General features: G+C 67.2%; 15 protein-coding genes. 4 read left to right on the forward strand and 11 right to left on the reverse strand.

What is annotated here, in order from left to right:
• The first annotated feature begins 51 nt into the window (after positions 1–51).
• The 3 genes from folP to folK are packed head-to-tail and all read left to right on the forward strand — an operon-like array spanning position 52 to position 1779.
• On the forward strand, positions 52–921 hold the full coding sequence (gene folP, locus J2W78_RS19625) for a dihydropteroate synthase (protein WP_253373271.1): 870 nt from the start codon (positions 52–54) through the stop codon (positions 919–921).
• A complete protein-coding gene (gene folB, locus J2W78_RS19630) occupies positions 914–1306 on the forward strand; it encodes a dihydroneopterin aldolase (RefSeq protein WP_253373273.1) in 393 nt (130 codons plus the stop codon). The genes folP and folB overlap by 8 nt, the downstream gene beginning before the upstream one ends.
• Positions 1303–1779 (forward strand): 2-amino-4-hydroxy-6-hydroxymethyldihydropteridine diphosphokinase, encoded by a 477-nt coding sequence (gene folK / locus J2W78_RS19635; RefSeq protein ID WP_253373275.1) that lies wholly within the window; start codon positions 1303–1305, stop codon positions 1777–1779. Before folB ends, folK begins: the two co-directional genes overlap by 4 nt.
• Positions 1780–1825: 46 nt before the next feature.
• Here folK and xoxJ read toward each other — a convergent pair whose 3' ends face one another.
• The 6 genes from xoxJ to J2W78_RS19665 form a co-directional block, all read right to left on the reverse strand.
• Positions 1826–2680: a rare earth element methanol dehydrogenase accessory protein XoxJ gene (gene xoxJ, locus J2W78_RS19640; protein WP_253373277.1), complete on the reverse strand. Its 855-nt coding sequence runs from the start codon at positions 2678–2680 to the stop codon at positions 1826–1828.
• Positions 2680–3231 carry a methanol metabolism c-type cytochrome XoxG gene (xoxG, locus tag J2W78_RS19645; protein WP_253374092.1) on the reverse strand — a complete coding sequence of 184 codons (552 nt, stop codon included), beginning with the start codon at positions 3229–3231 and terminating at the stop codon, positions 2680–2682. Before xoxG ends, xoxJ begins: the two co-directional genes overlap by 1 nt.
• 193 nt (positions 3232–3424) lie before the next feature.
• Positions 3425–5230, reverse strand: coding sequence for a lanthanide-dependent methanol dehydrogenase XoxF1 (gene xoxF1 / locus J2W78_RS19650; RefSeq protein ID WP_253373279.1), 1806 nt, complete (start codon positions 5228–5230; stop codon positions 3425–3427).
• A gap of 705 nt (positions 5231–5935) precedes the next feature.
• Entirely contained in the window at positions 5936–6715 is a 780-nt protein-coding gene (locus J2W78_RS19655; protein ID WP_253373281.1) for an ABC transporter ATP-binding protein, read from the reverse strand.
• Entirely contained in the window at positions 6696–7430 is a 735-nt protein-coding gene (locus J2W78_RS19660) for an ABC transporter permease (protein ID WP_253373283.1), read from the reverse strand. The genes J2W78_RS19655 and J2W78_RS19660 overlap by 20 nt, the downstream gene beginning before the upstream one ends.
• Before the next feature lie 38 nt (positions 7431–7468).
• Complete coding sequence (locus tag J2W78_RS19665; RefSeq protein WP_253373285.1) at positions 7469–8464, reverse strand: ABC transporter substrate-binding protein; 996 nt, start codon at positions 8462–8464, stop codon at positions 7469–7471.
• 213 nt (positions 8465–8677) lie between these two features.
• Here J2W78_RS19665 and J2W78_RS19670 point away from each other — a divergent pair, with 213 nt between their 5' ends.
• The gene (locus tag J2W78_RS19670; protein WP_253373287.1) at positions 8678–9055 is read left to right on the forward strand and encodes a 4a-hydroxytetrahydrobiopterin dehydratase; all 378 of its coding nucleotides are present in this window, start codon (positions 8678–8680) and stop codon (positions 9053–9055) included.
• A 42-nt stretch (positions 9056–9097) separates the two neighbouring features.
• On the opposite strand, the gene J2W78_RS19675 is transcribed toward J2W78_RS19670, so the two are convergent.
• The 5 genes from J2W78_RS19675 to J2W78_RS19695 form a co-directional block, all read right to left on the reverse strand.
• The gene (locus J2W78_RS19675; RefSeq protein WP_253373289.1) at positions 9098–9973 is read right to left on the reverse strand and encodes a dienelactone hydrolase family protein; all 876 of its coding nucleotides are present in this window, start codon (positions 9971–9973) and stop codon (positions 9098–9100) included.
• Between the two features lie 436 nt (positions 9974–10409).
• On the reverse strand, positions 10410–11384 hold the full coding sequence (locus tag J2W78_RS19680) for an HpcH/HpaI aldolase/citrate lyase family protein (RefSeq protein ID WP_253373291.1): 975 nt from the start codon (positions 11382–11384) through the stop codon (positions 10410–10412).
• Positions 11385–11571: 187 nt separating this feature from the next.
• Complete coding sequence (locus tag J2W78_RS19685) at positions 11572–14352, reverse strand: phosphoenolpyruvate carboxylase (RefSeq protein ID WP_253373293.1); 2781 nt, start codon at positions 14350–14352, stop codon at positions 11572–11574.
• 281 nt (positions 14353–14633) lie between these two features.
• A complete protein-coding gene (gene sucD / locus J2W78_RS19690; RefSeq protein ID WP_253373295.1) occupies positions 14634–15524 on the reverse strand; it encodes a succinate--CoA ligase subunit alpha in 891 nt (296 codons plus the stop codon).
• A gap of 22 nt (positions 15525–15546) precedes the next feature.
• Positions 15547–16719: a malate--CoA ligase subunit beta gene (locus tag J2W78_RS19695; protein ID WP_253373297.1), complete on the reverse strand. Its 1173-nt coding sequence runs from the start codon at positions 16717–16719 to the stop codon at positions 15547–15549.
• Positions 16720–17052: the final 333 nt, after the last annotated feature.

A 17052-nucleotide genomic window follows, 5' to 3' on the forward strand; every position in this document is an offset into this window, starting at 1 on the left:
CCCGCCGGAGGGGCTAGGCCGGCAAAGTCAGCCCCTCATCCTCGATCCGCGATGCCGCCCGACGCTTCCCCTCCGCCGACGCGCCTGAACACCCTGCTGCCCGGCCTCGGCCGGCGCACGCTGGTGATGGGCATCCTCAACGTCACGCCGGACTCGTTTTCGGACGGAGGCCGCTTCGAGGGCGTCGAGGCGGCCCGCGCGCAGGCGGCGGCATTGAAGGAGGCTGGCGCCGACATCCTCGATATCGGCGGTGAATCGACCCGCCCCGGCCATACGCCGGTGCCGGCCGCCGAGGAGCAGGCCCGTGTCCTGCCCGTGATCCAGGCTGTGGCTCCGGGCCTGTCCGCCCCGATCTCGATCGACACCTACAAGGCGTCCACGGCGGAGGCTGCGCTGAAGGCGGGGGCCTCCCTCGTCAACGACGTTTGGGGCCTGCAGCGCGAGCCGGACATCGCCCGCGTCGCGGCCGAGCACGGCGCGCCGGTCATCGTCATGCATAACCGCGAGACGATCGACGGCTCGCTCGACATCATCGCCGACATGCTGCGCTTCTTCGAGCGCTCGCTGGCCATCGCCCGCCGCGCCGGCATCCCCGACGGCGACATCGTGCTCGATCCCGGCATCGGCTTCGGCAAGAGCTGGGAACAGCACCTCGAGGCGCTCCGCCGCCTGCCCGAAATCCGGGCGCTGGGCTTCCCCCTCCTCGTCGGTGTCTCGCGGAAAAGCCTGCTCGGTCGCCTGCACGACCGGGAGACGGCGCCGCGCGACCGCCTCGTCGGCTCACTCGCCGCGCATGTGCTGGCCGGCTCGCTCGGCGCCGACATCGTGCGCGTCCACGACGTGGCGCCGCATGTCGAGGCACTGCGGGTGCTCGACGCGGTGATGCGTCCGAAGGGGACGTCTGGGACGATCCATGGCTGACCGCATCCTCGTCCACCGCCTTGCGGTCTTCGCCCGTCACGGCGTGCTGCCGGAGGAGGAGCGGCTCGGCCAGCGCTTCTACATCTCGCTGGAATGCCGGCTCGACCTCGCGCCCGCCGGCCGCAGCGACGACGTGACCGCCACCGTAAGCTACGCGGATCTCGCCGAGATCGCCCTCGACATCGCCACGAACCGGCGCTTTGCTTTGATCGAGGCCCTCGCCGAGGCGATTGCCGAGACCTGCCTCGCGCGGTTTGCCCGGATCGAGACGATCGCCGTGCGGATCGACAAGCCGAGTGCGCCGATCCCCGCCGTGCTCGACTACGCGGCCATCGAGATCGTGCGGGGCCGTTCCGACAGACCAGCGACGCCGGAGACGAGATGACCCGCGCCTATCTCGGACTCGGCAGCAATATCGGCGACAAGGCCGCGATGCTGGCCCGGGCCGTCGAGCAGCTTGCGGCGACGCCCGGCATCCGGGTCGTGGCGCGTTCCGCCGATTACCGTACGCCGCCTTGGGGCGACACCGATCAGGAATGGTTCCTCAACGCGGCCGCCGCCATCGACACCGAGTTGACGCCGCACGGGCTGCTGGAGGTCTGCCTGTCGATCGAGGCGGCGCTCGGACGCGTACGCGAGCGCCGCTGGGGGCCGCGCGCCATCGACATCGACGTGCTGGCCTACGAGGGGGCGCAGGTCGCCGACGAGCGCCTCGTGCTGCCGCACCGCTTCGTGCGCGAGCGTGCCTTCGTGCTGGTGCCGCTCGCCGAGATCGCCCCCGACCTCGTCATCGGCGGCGAGACGGTCACGGAGGCTCTGTCCAAACTCGATCCGACGGGCATCGAACGGGTGGAATGACAAAAGGCCCGAACCGGGGTTCGGGCCTTCGCATCACGATCCGGGATCACTCGTCCGCGGCGTCGAGAGGCTTGTTGTCCTCCTCCGCCAGCAGCGGCACCTCATATTCCCGCAGCACCGCCTCGATGTCGGCCTTGCGCTTGCGCAGGACCGCGTTGAGGCTGCGCTTCCAGTCGTTCTCGTTGTGGCGGACGCCCATCGAGACACGGAAGGTCAGCGGCGGCCGTCCCGGCTCTTGGAGGAGCGGCACGACATCCATCGGTACGCCACTCTGCTTGGCCAACCAGCCTGCGGACGGCCCCCAGAGGATCGCCACGTCGATCTTCTTCTCGGAGAGATCCGCAATCACTTCCGCCGCGACCGTCTGATGCTTGCGCTCGGCCCCGAAAGCGTAGGGCGCGTAGGCATGGATCCGCTCGCCGACGAGCTTCAACTCGCTCAGGCGGTTGGAGGGCGGCGTGCCGGCAATGATACCGATCTGCTTGTCTTTCAATCGCGGGTCGTCGAGACGCTTGAGGTCCGGCAACTCACCCTTGCGCGCGACCAGGACGTAGGCCGAGCGGTAATACGGGTTGGTCGCCTGGACGATGTCGCCGCCCGACGTGCCGATGATCAAGTCGCAAAGGCCGGTCCCGAGGGTATTGCGGACGAATCCGGGCCCCTGGGTCAGCCAGTAATAGCGCAGCTTGATCTTGAGCTCGTCGGCGACGATCTGCGCGATCTTGTTCTCGAAACCGCCGCCCTTGCGCTCGGAGAACGGCATGTTGCCGGGATCGCTGCAGACACGCAGGACATCCTGCGTGACCAGATCCGGCAGGTGCTGCGCATGAGCGAGCCGCGCCCCTGCCGAGAGCAGGAGCGCGGCGACCGCGACCGAAACGGGTGCGCTTGAGCGGGTCATCAGCCGCCCAGGCACTCCTTCTCGACGGTCTTGGCGCTTTCGGGCTTGTCTTCCTTCTCGCCCGGACGGGCACGACCCCAGGCACCGGCGGCGCGGGCGCGCAGGTACACGTAGAGATCGTTGGCGTAGCACATCACGTTCTTGTTGTCGCCGAAGGCGGGCATCACCTGGTTGGCGGTGTTGCTGACCTCCTGCTTGCCGCCGGCGAGGATGCCGTAGAACTCCTCGTAGGTGAGGCGCTTCAGCGAGTCCTTGAGGGCGGGCGCGTAGGTCGAGCCCATGCCGTCCGGGCCGTGGCAGACGTGGCACTCGGCGTGATAGCGGCGATAGCCGGAATAGGTGAACCAATCGACCTTCTTGCCGTCGTTGGTGATGTGGAAGGTCGGGTGACCGTCCTTATCGAAGTATTTGCCGTCCTCTTCCTTCGTCGCTGCGGCGGCCTTGAGCACCGGCTCGTCGAGCTCCTTGGCGTTCGGATCGAGCTTGTTGGCGAGTTCGGGCTTGGCATCCTGGGCGAAGGCGACGGTGGCGGCGGGAACCGCTCCGAGCAAGGCTGCACCGACGAGACCAAGAAGAGCGGTTCTTTTCATCGAAGACAACGACGTTTCTCCCGAGACCATCATGTTGCACCGCAACGTAATCTGTGCGGCTACCAAGCAGGCCCTACAGCATAATCATAAAATCATAAAGATGCCGGCGCGATTTCCCGCGCCGGCATCCTTTAGGCTCTATGTCGCAAGCGACTTAGTTGTTCGGCAGCGAGAAGACCGTGAGCTGGCCACCGAGGTTGGTGTAGCTCGACAGAGCCGCGTAGCCACCCACGGCGCCGAGACCGGCGTTCGGGTCGGTCAGGCCGGCCGCGAGGCCGATGCCGGCCCAGCCGCCGACGCCCGAGAGCACGGCGATGTGCTGCTTGCCCTTGTGCTCGTAGGTCATCACGTTGCCGATGATGCCCGACGGGGTCTTGAACTTGTACAGTTCCTTACCCGTCTTCGAGTCGACGGCCTTCAGGAAGCCTTCGAGCGTGCCGTAGAACACCACGTCACCGGCCGTGGCGAGCGCGCCGCCCCAAGCCGAGAACTGCTCGGGGTTGGACCACTTGATCTTACCCTGGAGGTTGTCCCAGGCGATGAAGTTGCCCATGCCGCCATGCGAGCCCGGAGCCGGGTACATGGAGAGGGTCGCACCGACGTAGGGCTGGCCCGGGGTGTAGGTGACCCGGAACGGCTCGTAGTCCATGCAGACGTGGTTGGTGGGGACGTAGAACAGACCGGTCTTGGGCGAGAAGGCCGCCGGCTGCTGGTCCTTGGTGCCGAGAGCCGCCGGGCAGATGCCCTTCGAGTTCACGTCTTCACCGTTCTGCTCGGTCGAGTACTTCGACACGACCAGCGGACGGCCGTAGGTCTTGGAACCCTTGTCCAGGTCGACCTTGGTGGCCCAGTTCACGACCGGATCGAACTTCTCGGCGACGAGCACTTCACCGGTGGCGCGGTCGAGCGTGTAGCCGAAGCCGTTACGGTCGAAGTGCGTCAGCAGCGGACGGTCCTTACCGTCGAACTTCTGATCCGTGAGGATCATCTCGTTGATGCCGTCGAAGTCCCACTCGTCGTGGGGGGTCATCTGGTAGACCCACTTGGCCATGCCGGTGTCGGGGTTACGTGCCCAAATGGTCATCGACCACCGGTTGTCGCCCGGACGCTGCTTGGGGTTCCAGGTGGAGGGGTTGCCCGAGCCGTAGTACATCAGGTCGAGCTTGGGATCGTAGGAGAACCAGCCCCAGGTGCAGCCGCCGCCGGTCTTCCACTGATCGCCTTCCCAGGTCTTCAGCGAGGAATCCTTGCCGATCGGCTTGCCGAGCGACGTGGTCTTCTCGGGATCGACGATGAGCTGATCGTCCGGGCCGATCGAGTAGCCGCGCCACACCTTCTTGCCGGACTTCAGGTCGTAGGCGGTGACGTGGCACTGCACGCCGAACTCGCCGCCGGAGATGCCGACGATGACCTTGTCCTTCACCGGAAGGACGGTGGCGGTGTTGGTCTCACCCTTGGACGGGTCGCCGTTCTTGACCGACCAGTTGACCTTTCCGGTCTTGGCGTCGAGCGACACGACGGTGGTGTCGGCCTGGTGCAGAATGATGGTGCCGTCGGCATAGGCCAGACCACGGTTGACCGTGTCACAGCACATGACCGGGATCACGGACGGATCCTGCTTCGGCTCGTACTTCCAGACGATCCTGGCGCCCTGGTCGAGGTCCAGCGCGTAGACGATGTTCGGGAAGGGGGTGTGGACGTACATGATGTTGCCGACGACGAGCGGGGAGCCCTCGTGGCCGCGCAGCACGCCGGTCGAGAAGGTCCAGGCGACCTGGAGGTTCTTGACGTTGCTGGCGTTGATCTGGTCGAGCTTGGAATAGCGGGTGTTGGCGTAATCGACCGTCTGGAGCACCTGCTCCGCCGGGTTGGCGACGCCCTTCAGAACGCTTTCGTTGGCGAGGGCCGGGCTTGCAGCCGCGAGACCCGCACCGAGTGCGAGGAGATGTACCGCTCTCATGGATTCCTCCGACAAGTCTTATCCGCCGCCGAATAGCAGCCCGCTACCCGCCGTTGATTGACCTGCTGTTTGCGACAGGGATGATATTCGCTCCGGCCGCTCGCGCCTGCCGCACAGGAATTAGGATTATTCCATAGTTCCCGGCGACTTACCCGGCTGGGTCCGCATCCCTTAGCGGCTCCCCGAAACCGAAGCTTGAACGAACTCTAAGAAAATTTCGGGCGCCGTCAACTCGCTTTCGTGTGTCGAATGTCGCACTCGCATCGGCCTTTATCAGGAAACTTGCCGGATAAATTCAGCTTTTTGCGCTGCACAATTTGATGGGCGGCGCACACTTCTCAAGTTTGTTTTGACGAGCTCGAACCCTTTACCAGCAACACCGATGCGCCCACCGCATGGTATGACCAAATTTTCCCACCCCCCATGCGTCAGCGGCACTTTAATTCCTGCCTTCGGTGCCACAGATGCCCATTCGCGATGCCGCGTTGCAAACATGACAACCCTCCGCCGATGCGCTGGAAGGGTCGTCAGGCTGCTCGATCCGCCTCGTAGCAGCCGGGAATTTTTTGCAATGAACCGCTCCGTTTATCCTTAAGAGATGGCAGCCATCCCCAACCGGACCGCGCAGAGCGGGCTGCGGCAGCCTCAGATGGGCTGCCGACGCGTCTGCGGCCTTGGCCGCGCACGATTCTCTCGGACGTGATTCTACTGAGCGACGATGCCGGGAAAGCGCGCGGCAAGGCTCTGCCGTGTCGCGTCGGCCCAAGATCGGTCCCGCTCGCGGCGCGGCCGGTCGAGGGGCAGGCTCGCCAGCAGCCGCGCGGGCCGGGGCGAGACCAGCAGCAGGCGGTCGGCGATCTCGATGGCCTCGGCCACGTTGTGCGTGACCATCAGCGCGCTCGTACCGGAGCCGGCCACCGCCTCGACCACCAGCGCGCGCAGGGACGCGGCCGCCGCATCGTCGAGGGAGACGAAGGGCTCGTCGAGAACGAGGATGCGCGGCTCCAGGGCCAGCGCCCGCGCCAGCGCCACCCGGCGCTGCATCCCGAGCGACAGCGCGCCGGGATAATGCGCGCGCCATGGCGCGAGCCCGAGCGACGCGAACAGGCCGTCGAGGTCGCGCCCCCGGCGCGCGCGCGGCAGGCCGAGCCGCACGTTCTGCTCGATCGTGCGCCAGGGCAGCAGGCGCGGGTCCTGAAACACCATCGCGATGCCGGCCTCGGAGGGCTCGGGCGTCACGCTGCCCTCATAGTCGCGGTCGAGGCCGAGCAGGATGCGCAGGGTCGTCGTCTTGCCCGCGCCCGAAGGCCCGATCAGGCAGGTGATCTCGCCGGCATGAAGCTCGAAGGCGAGGCCGCACACGGCCTCGACGGCTTCGGTCCGCGCCTTGCGGTAAACCTTGCGGTCCACGCGCACCGTCAGCAGCGGCGCCGACCCGGCGCCGGGTTCAGCGCCGGAGGCGGACTCAACGCCAGCGGCGGACATGGGCATCGAGGGGCTGGAGGAGGAGCGCATCGAGGGCGAGCATCACGCTCATGAAGACGAGGCTGTAGCCGATCACCGCGGTGACGTCGAAGAGGGTGAAGTAGTAGTTGATCGCAAAGCCGACCCCGTTGGGACGCCCCAGCAGTTCCACCACCAGCACGATCTTCCAGGCGAGCGAGATGCCGGAGCGCGCTGCCGCCACCATGAAGGGCTGGAGTTGCGGCAGCAGCACATGGGCGATCCAGGTCCGCCGGTCGAAGCGATAGGTCGTCGCCATCTCCTCCAACCCCGGATCGAGACCGCGGGCGCCCTCACGCATGATGACGGCGACGTTCGGAAGCTTGTTGAGCGCCACCGCGACGATGGCCGCGGTCTCGGTCAGCCCGAGCCAGACATAGGCCAGCACCGTGATGACGAGGGCCGGCGTGTTGAGGACGACGAGAAGCGGCGTATCGAGCAGCCGGTCGGCAAGGCGCGAGCGGCCGAGCGCGATGCCGAGCAGCACACCGAGGCTCATGGCGATCACGAACGAGATCGCGACGCGGGCGAGCGTGACGCCGACATTGTAGAACAGGCTGCCGCTCTGCGCCTCGCGCAGGATGAACGCGAACACCGCGCTCGGCGTCGGCAAAGTCCGCGTGTCGGCATAAACGGAGACGCCCTGCCACAGGGCGAGGAGGACGGCGAGGGAGAGGAGGCGCGCGAGCAGGGCCATGCGCAGGGTCAGCGGACCAGGACCGTCATCGCGCCTCTTCAGCCGTTGCCCGAGGCGTCGAGATAGAGGTCCGGCGGCAGGCTCTTGCCGACGCCGAGGAGTTGCGCACCCGCGAGCCGGTCGAGGGCCGCATAGATGCGCTCGCCGTCCGCGCGCTCGGCGGCGATGGTCCGGCGGGGGATGCCGGCGAGGAAGTCGCGCTTGAGCGTGGCGAAGGTGGCGTCGTCCTCCGCCGCCATCAGCGGGCGGACCGTCTCCCACAGGGCCGGCTCGTTGGCGAGCGCGTCCTTGGCGGCGGACGAGGCGCGGGCAAAGCCCCGCACCACCTCACCCCGGTCGGCCACGGTGTGGCCCTCGTAGAGATAGCCGATCAGCGAGACGGCACCCTTGGCGCCGAAAGCCCGCATCACGTCGTCGGCCGAGATCAGCCGCTTGAAGCCCTTGGCTTCGAGGCGGGCGCAGAACTGCCAGTAGAGCAGGGCCGCGTCGAGTTCGCCGGTCTCCAGCTTCTGCGCCAGAAGCGGCGGCGCCCCGTAGGCGACCTGCGCCACGTTCTCGAGGTCGAGCCCCGCCGTCTCACGGCCCTGTGCCCGCAGCAGGATCCAGTTCTTATCGAGCGCGCCGCCCGCCACCCCGAGCCGCTTGCCCGAGAGCCCCTTCAGATCCGTGATCGGGCTTCCGGCAGGCACCATCAGCGCGCCCTCGGTGGTGGAGTAGGGCGAGAAGCGCACGCCCCGCCCCTCGTTGCCGAGGCGGGCGGCGAAGATCAGGTCGCCGACGATGGCGTCGACCTGTCCGCCGAGGAAGGCGATGCGGGCGGCGTCGTTGCCGGCGAGCTTGACGATATCGAGGGTGAAGCCGTTGGCCGCGTCGAGGCCACGCGCCTTGATGATCGCAGCCTCCCAGGCCGCGGTGCCGAAGGGCAGTACGCCGAGCCGGAACGTCTCGCCCGCTGCCTGCGCGCGGCGCCCCATCGGCAGCGCCGCCGCCAGCGACAGAGCCGCCGTCGCGAGCATTCCGCGCCGTGACAGCATGGGCGTCCTCATGAATTATCGGTCAGGCCGTTCCGTCCCCGGCGGAGGCGGACAGTTTCTGTTGAATTTTTTAATAGGGAATCGCTCCCGCCCCGTCCACAGCCGGCCCTGGCGTTTCCGCTGCGACATGCAAGCGTCCGATCTCTGCGATCCTGAGCTTGCGCGCGCGCCGGTCCCGAAGCAGGTTTTCGCCCTCTTCGAGGGAGGGTAACGATGACTCAAGCGCGTGAAGGCGTCCTCGACGACGCCACGGTCGAGCGGCGACTCAAGGAAGAGCTGCCGGAATGGCGGCTGGAGGATGGCTGGATCCGGCGAACCTATAAGACCGCTTCGTGGAAGAGCACGCTGATGGTGATCAACACCGTGGGCCATCTGGCGGAAGCCGCGTGGCACCACCCCGACCTCACCGCATCCTACGCCTGGGTCGAGGTGCGGCTGATGAACCACGCCGCCAAGGGCATCACCGAGAAGGATTTTGCCCTGGCCCGGAAGATCGAGGAGGTGGTGGGCTGGCAGCCGGGCACGGAAGGCGCCGGGCTGGAAGGCACGCCGACTGATCCGCGCTTCGCCTACATCAAGTACGACAAGTAAGTCCGGCGCCTCGCTCCGGCCTGGAGCGAGGCGCCATCGGCCTCAAGCCACACCGTGCTGCCGGAACCAGTCCTGCAGCCGCTTCCAGCCGTCCCGCGCCGGCTCCGCTCGGTAGCTCGGACGGTAATCGGCATGGAAGGCGTGCGGGGCATCGGGAAAGACGATGAATTCGCAGGTCTTGCCGGCGGCGCGGCAGGCCTCCTTCATCCGGTCGATCGTCGCGACCGGGATGCCTTGGTCGGCCCCGCCGTAGAGGCCGAGCACCGGCGCTTTGAGGTCGGCGGCGACATCGACCGGGTGCTTCGGCGTCAGCGCCGAGCTGTCGCCGACGAGCCGCCCGTACCACGCCACGCCCGCTTTCACGCTCGAATTGTGCGCGGCGTAGAGCCAAGTGATGCGCCCGCCCCAGCAGAAACCGGTGATGCCGAGGCGGGCCGTGTCGGCCTTGCCCGTCCCCTTGGCGTAGGCGACCGCCGCGTCGAGGTCGCCCATCACTTGAGCGTCAGGTACCTTGGAGACGACCTCGCTCACGATCTGCTGAATGTTCGTGAGCCCGGAGACGTCGCCCTGCCGGGCATAGAGTTCGGGCGCCAGGGCGACATACCCGAGCTTGGCCAAGCGGCGGCATACGTCCTTGATGTGTTCGTGGACCCCGAAGATTTCCTGCACGACCAGGATCGTCGGAAAGGGTCCGCCCTCGCTCGGCATCGCCCGGTAGGCGGGGATCTCGCCGTCCCCTGTCGGGATCTTCACCTCGCCCGCGATCAGCCCGCTCGTATCCGTGGTGATGGTGGTCTGTGCCGCGACGGGCTGCGCCGCGAGCGCGAAGCCGGTGGCGAGGCTCGTGGCGATCACAGTGCGCCGCGACAGAGTCGTCTGAGCCGAAAGGCTCCGCAGGTCGGCATCGAACGCGGTCATGCGAGCCTCTCGGGATGTGAACATCGAGCGGAACAGTGCCCGTCGGCATAGTTAGCGGCGCATCGGCGAATGACGACGGTGGCGCGGCGCTTTCGCTTCCGTCGAGGCGGGGCGTGCTGGGGCTCAGCTTGGCGGGGTCAGCCGTGCGGCTCTGGCCGGTTGCGCCGCTGGGCTCCTGGCTCTGCCTGTCGATGCCAGTGCATACCAAATCCGGTCGATCCCTTCGGGATAGCGGATTTGGGCTTCGGCGGGATCCCATCGCGCTGGCGCGATGGGGTACCCTCCTCAGTCGCCGCGCGGGCTGGCTGATCCTGTTTCCGCTTGGATCAAGCAGAAACCGTATCAGACGAGTGGAACGGCCGCGCCTGAATGCCGGCCCCCACAAAAGAAAATGGCCGGGCGAACCCGGCCATCCTCCGTCGATCATGTGAAGAGCTTACTTGCCGCCCATCGCGTCGGCCTTCTGGATCAGCGCCTCGGCCATGCGGATCGAGGCGATGTCGATCAGGCGGCCGTCGAGGGAGACGGCGCCGCGGCCGGCCTTGGCGGCCTCTTCCATGGCTTCCAGGATGCGGCGGGCCTTGGTGACCTCGGCCTCGGAGGGGGTGAACACCTCGTTGGCGAGATCAATCTGCGAGGGGTGGATCGCCCACTTGCCCTCGAAGCCGAGCGCGGCGCAGCGGCGGGCCGCCGAGGTGTAGCCATCCGGATCGGAGAAGTCGCCGAACGGGCCGTCGATCGGGCGCAGGCCGTAGGCGCGGCAGGCGACTAGCATGCGGTTCTGGGCGAACAGCCACGGGTCCTGCCAGTGGGTCTGGCGGTTGCCGGCCTCGTCCTTGTCCGTGAGCACGCTGTAATCGACGTTGACGCCGCCGATCACAGTGGAGCGGGCGCGGGTGGAGGCGGCGTAGTCGGCCACACCGAAGGACATCGCCTCGAGGCGCTTCGACGAGGTCGCAATCGCCTCGACATTGGCCATGCCGAGCGCGGTCTCGATCAGCACCTCGAAGCCGATCTTCTTCTCGCGCTTCTTGGCCTGCTCGATCTGCGTCGTCAGCACGTCGATGGCGTAGACGTCCGCCGGCACGCCGACCTTGGGGATCAGGATCATGTCGAGGCGCGGGCAGGCCTCCACGATGTCGACGACGTCCCGGTACATGTAGTGGGTGTCGAGACCGTTGATGCGGATCATCATGGTCTTGTTGCCCCAATCCAGGTCGTTCAGGGCCTGGATGATGTTCTTGCGGGCCTGCTCCTTGTCGTCGGGCGCAACCGCGTCCTCAAGGTCGAGGAAGATCACGTCGGCCTTCGAGGCGGCCGACTTCTCCATGAAGGTCGGGTTGGAGCCGGGAACCGCGAGTTCGGAGCGGTGCAGGCGCGGGGTGGCCTGCTGGATCAGGGTGAAGCTCATCGGGAATCCTCCGTTCTGTGAGACCGTCTTGTCGTCTGCGCGGTCACGCTCTGGCGTCGCGTGCCGCACTTGAAGTGCATCGTCGTTTTCCGAAAGCCGGCGGCGACCTTTCGTGACGATGGTTTATCTCGCGCGTCCGGGCCGGCCGTCCAGCCGGGCCCGGAACACGTCGCCGAGATTGTATGCATTATCCAGTCGCGCCGAAGCCGACTGCGATGCAGTTGATCGACAGCAACAGCGCGGACTTCACCGCCTCGCGCTTGTCCTCGTCGGCCTCGTTGCGGTAGCGGCGCAGCAGCTCGACCTGTTCGCGGCTGACCTGATTGATGGTCGGCAGCCGCCCGCGCAGGCGCTCACTGAATTGCGGGAAGCGCTGGGCGAGTTCGCTGTCGCCGGACACCCGCAGGACCATTTCCCGTGTCAGCGCATATTCCGCCTCGATCATCCCGAAGATGCGCGCGCGGATGCTCTCGTCCTCGACGAGGCCGGCATAGTCGCGGGCGATCTCGAGATCGACCATCAGCAGGGTCTTCTCGACCTCGTCGAGGACGAGGCGGAACACCCGGCAATCCCGGAACAGGCGCTTGAGCAGGGCTTCGCCCGCCTCGCCGCGGACGTCGATGAAGCTCTTCAGCCCCGATCCGACGCCGTACCAGCCGGTGATGACGTGCCGGTTCTGCGACCACGCGAACACCCAGGGGATCGCGCGCAGGTCCGAGAGCGACTTGGCGCCGAAGCGCCGGGCCGGGCGCGAGCCGATGTTGAGCAGCGAGATCTCGTCGAGCGGGCTTGCCGCCTGGAAGTAGTCCACCAACCCATCGGCCTGGAGCAGGTTGACATAGGCCGCGCGCGAGGCGCCCGAGAGCGCTTCGAGCGCATCGTCGAATTCGGCGCGCGAGCCGTTGCCCGAGCCATTACCGGTGCCCTCCGAAAGCAGGGCGTGCTCGAACACCGAAGCCGCCAGCAGCTCCATCTGGTAGGCCGCCGTGCCGCGGTTGGCGTACTTGAACGAGACGACCTCGCCCTGCTCGGTGATGCGGAAGCGGCCCTGGATCGAGCCCGGAGGCTGGGCGGCGATGCCGCGATGGGTCGGCACGCCGCCGCGGCTCACCGAACCGCCGCGGCCGTGGAAGAAGGCGATCGGCACGCCGAGATGGTTGCCGAGCGTCGTCAGCCGCACCTGCGCCTTGTAGAGTTCCCAGTTCGAGGCGATGAAGCCGCCGTCCTTGTTGGAATCGGAGTAGCCGATCATCACTTCCTGCACCCCGCCCTGCCAGCGGGTGGAGCGGCGCACCACGGGGATGCCGAGCAGCTCCTTCATGATGGCCGGGGCGGCGCGCAGGTCGTCGATGGTCTCGAACAGGGGCACGATCGGCAGCGGGCAGATCTCGGTCCCCGTCGCGTCGAGGAAGATGCCGGCCTCCTTGGCGAGCAGGTAGGCACCGAGCACGTCGACGGTGGAGCGCGTCATCGACAGGATGAAGGCGCCGAAGGCTTCGCGGTCGAGGGTGTCGCGCATCTCGCCGACCAGGGCGAAGGTGGCAAGCGTCTCGCGCGCATCGTCGGGCAGACGGTCGGCGAAATCCTCGAACGAGGTTTCGGGCGTGCGCGGGCGGGCGAGCTCGGTGAGCAGCCATTCCTTCCAGGCCGGCGAGTCCAGCTCCGGCGGCTCGCGGTCGCCGTTGCGCAGCTTCCACAGCGCGTGCAGCGTCCGGGTGGTGCGGGTCGAGTTCTCGCGCAGGTCGAGCCTCACGGTGGAGAAGCGGAAGATCTCGACCATCCGCCGCACGGGCCGCACGATGTCGGTGGCGAGCGCGCCGCACTTGGCGTCGGCCAGCCCCCTCTCCAGGGTCCGCAGGTCGTTGATGAGCCCATCGGCGCTCGGATAATCCGGCCCAACCGAGCGGGCGCCCTTGTTGCGGGCGATCGTCGCTTCGAGCTTGCGCAGCACGCAGGAGAGGAACTGGCGATAGGCCTCGCCGGGATTGCGGCTGGCGATCGCCCGCGCGTCGCCGGACTCGGCCAGCATGTGCGCCAGTTCGCGGCCGAAGGTCTCCGGCACCGGCAGCGAGCGCTCGGTGATCGACAGCACCCGGCCGAGATGGGTGATGCCGTCGCGGTAGCGGCGCAAGCTCGCCAGCGCGTTGCGCTGAAGCGTCTCGCGGGTCACGCTGGCGGTCACGTAGGGGTTGCCGTCGCGGTCGCCGCCGATCCAGCTTCCGAACTGGAAGAACGGCGGCACCTCGAAGGTCTCGTCGGGATAGTACTGCGCGAGGCTCTCCTCCAACGAGAGCAGCACCTCGGGCAGCATCTCGAACAGGGTCTCGTCGAAGAAGTGCAGGCCCCAGGCGACCTCGCGCTCGACGGTGGCCTTCTCCAGATGCAGCTCGCCCGTCATCCAGATCAGCTCGATCTGGTCGCGCAGCTCGTTCATGAGGCCGTTGCGCTCGCGCTCGGTCCAGCGCGGCAGTTCCAGCTCGCGCAGGACGAGGTAGATGCGGCGCAGCTTCTCCAGCACCGTCACGCGCTTACCCTCGGTGGGGTGCGCCGTGATGGTCGGGCGGATGCGCAGGTCTTTCAGCAGCGCGTGGATCTGCTGCGGGCCGATGCCCCGGGCGGAGGCCTCGGCCAGCACCTTGGCGAAGGAGCCGTTCAGCGCCTCGCGACCCTGGTCGCGCTCGACATGGCGGCGGCGGCGCATGGCCGCGTTCTGCTCGGCGATCGAGACGAGCTGAAACCAGATGCCCTGCACCTGGAGCGCGCGGGCCAGCATCTCCGGCGTGAAGGACGAGATGTCGGCGCGGCCGTGCAGCACGTCCTCCAGCTCGGGATCGTGGCGGCGGGCCACGTCGAGCAGGGCGTGGAACAAGATCTCGAGGGCGTCCTCGGTGGCCGTGCCGGTGATGACCGGCGGCGCGAAGGTCGTGTCGGTCGCGGCTGACGGCCGGGCGTGCAGCATCTTGGTCATGGGATCCCCCCTGGCGAGGTTCTTTTCGGAGTTCCGCAGGCTGATGCCTTCGGGCGGGCGGATTGAGTCGATCGTCGGGGCGCTTCCTCCCCGCAGGCCGGAATGGAGACCTCGTGCTCGTTTGCCCCAACCCTCACCCTCATCCTGAGGTGCTGGAGCGAAGCGGAAGCCTCGAAGGGTCGTCCAGGAATCGCCCGCGATCTGGAGGACCCTTCGCGGCCGCGTCGCGGCACCTCAGGGTGAGGCGTTGGACAGGAGAAGCGCCGCCGACGGAGAGTGCCTCAGGCCGCGCGGGCAAGCACGTCGGCCACGGTGCTGCCGAAGGAGCCCGGATCGGGCGCCACGGTCAGGCCATAGGAGCGCATGATCTCGGCCTTCTCCGCAGCGCTGTCGCCGGTGGCCGAGATGATCGCGCCGGCATGCCCCATGCGGCGGCCCTTCGGAGCCGTCAGCCCGGCCACGAAGCCGATCACGGGCTTGGAGAAGTTCTCCTTGATCCAGGCCGAGGCCTCGGCCTCCTGCGGACCGCCGATCTCGCCGATCATCAGCACCGCTTCCGTCTCGGAATCCTGCTCGAACAGCGCGAGATGGTCGAGGAAGGAGGAGCCGTTGATCGGATCGCCGCCGATGCCGACGGAGGTCGAGATGCCGATACCGAGTTCCTTCATCTGCGCGGCGGCCTCGTAGCCCAGCGTGCCGGAGCGGGAGATGACGCCGACCTTGCCGGGCAGGTAGATGTGGCCGGGCATGATGCCGAGCATCGACTTGCCGGGCGAAATGATGCCCGCGCAGTTCGGGCCCACCACCATCGTGCGCTTCTCCTTGGGATAGCGCCGGAGGTAGCGTTTCACCCGCATCATGTCCTGAGCGGGGATGCCGTCGGTGATCGAGCAGACGAGCTTGAGCCCGGCATCGGCCGCCTCCATGATCGCGTCCGCCGCGAAGGGGGGCGCCACGAAGGTGATCGAAGTGGTGGCGCCGGTCGCCTCCACGGCCTCCTTGACGGTGTTGAACACCGGCACGCCGCAATGGGTCTTGCCGCCCTTGCCCGGCGTGACGCCGCCGACGACGTTGGAGCCGTAGGCGATCATTTCCTTGGCGTGGAAGGTACCCTTGTCGCCCGTGATACCCTGGACGATGATCGGGGTCTTCTCGTCGATGAGAATGCTCATGGCGTGATTCCTCCCCCGTTCGTCAGTGCTTGGCGCCGTGGCAGGCTTCGACAGCCTTGCGCGCGGCTTCCGTAAGGGTGTCGGCGGTGATGAGGTCGAGCCCGCTCTCGGCGAGGATCTTCTTGCCCTCATCGACGTTCGTGCCGGCGAGCCGCACCACCAGCGGCACGTCGATCTTCACCTCGCGCGCGGCCTTCACCACACCCTCCGCGACCCAGTCGCAGCGGTTGATGCCGGCGAAGATGTTGACGAGGATCGCCTTCACGTTGCGGTCCGACAGGACGAGGCGGAAGGCCGTGGCGACACGGTCGGGCGAAGCACCGCCGCCGACATCGAGGAAGTTCGCCGGCTCACCGCCCGCGTGCTTGATCATGTCCATGGTCGCCATGGCCAGACCCGCGCCGTTGACGATGCAGCCGATCTCGCCCTCAAGGCCGATATAGCTGAGATTGTGCTCGGCGGCCTGGGCCTCGCGGGGATCGCCCTGGGACGGATCGTGCATGTCCGCGATGTTGCGGCGGCGGAACAGGGCGTTGTCGTCGAAGGACATCTTGGCATCGAGCGCCAGAACCCGGTCGTCCTTGGTGACGACGAGCGGGTTGATCTCCAGCATGGTGCCGTCGCAGTCGCGGAACGCCCGGTAGGCGTTCATGATGGTCTTCACCGCGGCCGAGACCTGCTTGATGTTGAGGCCGAGCTGGAACGCGATCTCGCGGGCCTGGAACTGCTGCAGGCCCACCGCCGGTTCGACCACGACCTGGATCAGCGCCTCGGGCTCCTTGGCGGCGATCTCCTCGATGTCCATGCCGCCGCGCTGAGAGGCGATGACGCGGACGCGCTCGGCCTTCCGGTCCAGCACGTAGCCGAGATAGAGTTCGCGCTCGAACGGATCGGCGGTCTCGATGTAGACGCGCTGCACCGGCTTGCCCTCGGGGCCGGTCTGGAGCGTGACGAGGCGCTTGCCCAGCAGGTCGCGGGCGGCATCGCGCACTTCGTTGTAGGTGCGGCAGAGCTTGATCCCGCCCGCCTTGCCGCGGGCGCCGGCATGAATCTGGGCCTTCACCGCCCAGAACGAGCCGCCGAGCTCGGTCGCCGCATAGACCGCCTGATCCGGGCTGAAGGCCACGGCGCCCTTCGGGACGGCGACCCCGAAGCTCGCGAGCAGCTCCTTGGCTTGGTACTCGTGAACGTCCATCGAGACCTCCTTCGCGTTTCCGTCGTTTTTGTTGGGCTGACCTTCGCGGAAAAATTACTTTTCGGGAAGCGGGTCAGCTCTCAATTTTTTCTTTTGTAGTGCTTCAGTTTGCTTGCCCGTCAGAGACTTAGCGGGCTTCTCAACTGCGAATCGTCCGGTGCGGGGACGGAGCATAACAAGGCTCGTCTCATCCGCCTCCGCCTGAGACGACGGATCGTCCGGCGGCCACGCGATCCCGGGAGGATCCTTCGAGGCCGCTTCGCGGCACCTCAGGATAAGGCACAGGGTCGGGCCGAGGATATGCGCATCCGCTCTGTTGAAGCGGAGCCGACG

Source organism: Methylorubrum extorquens, assembly GCF_024169925.1.
Classification (GTDB): Bacteria; Pseudomonadota; Alphaproteobacteria; order Rhizobiales; family Beijerinckiaceae; genus Methylobacterium; species Methylobacterium extorquens_A.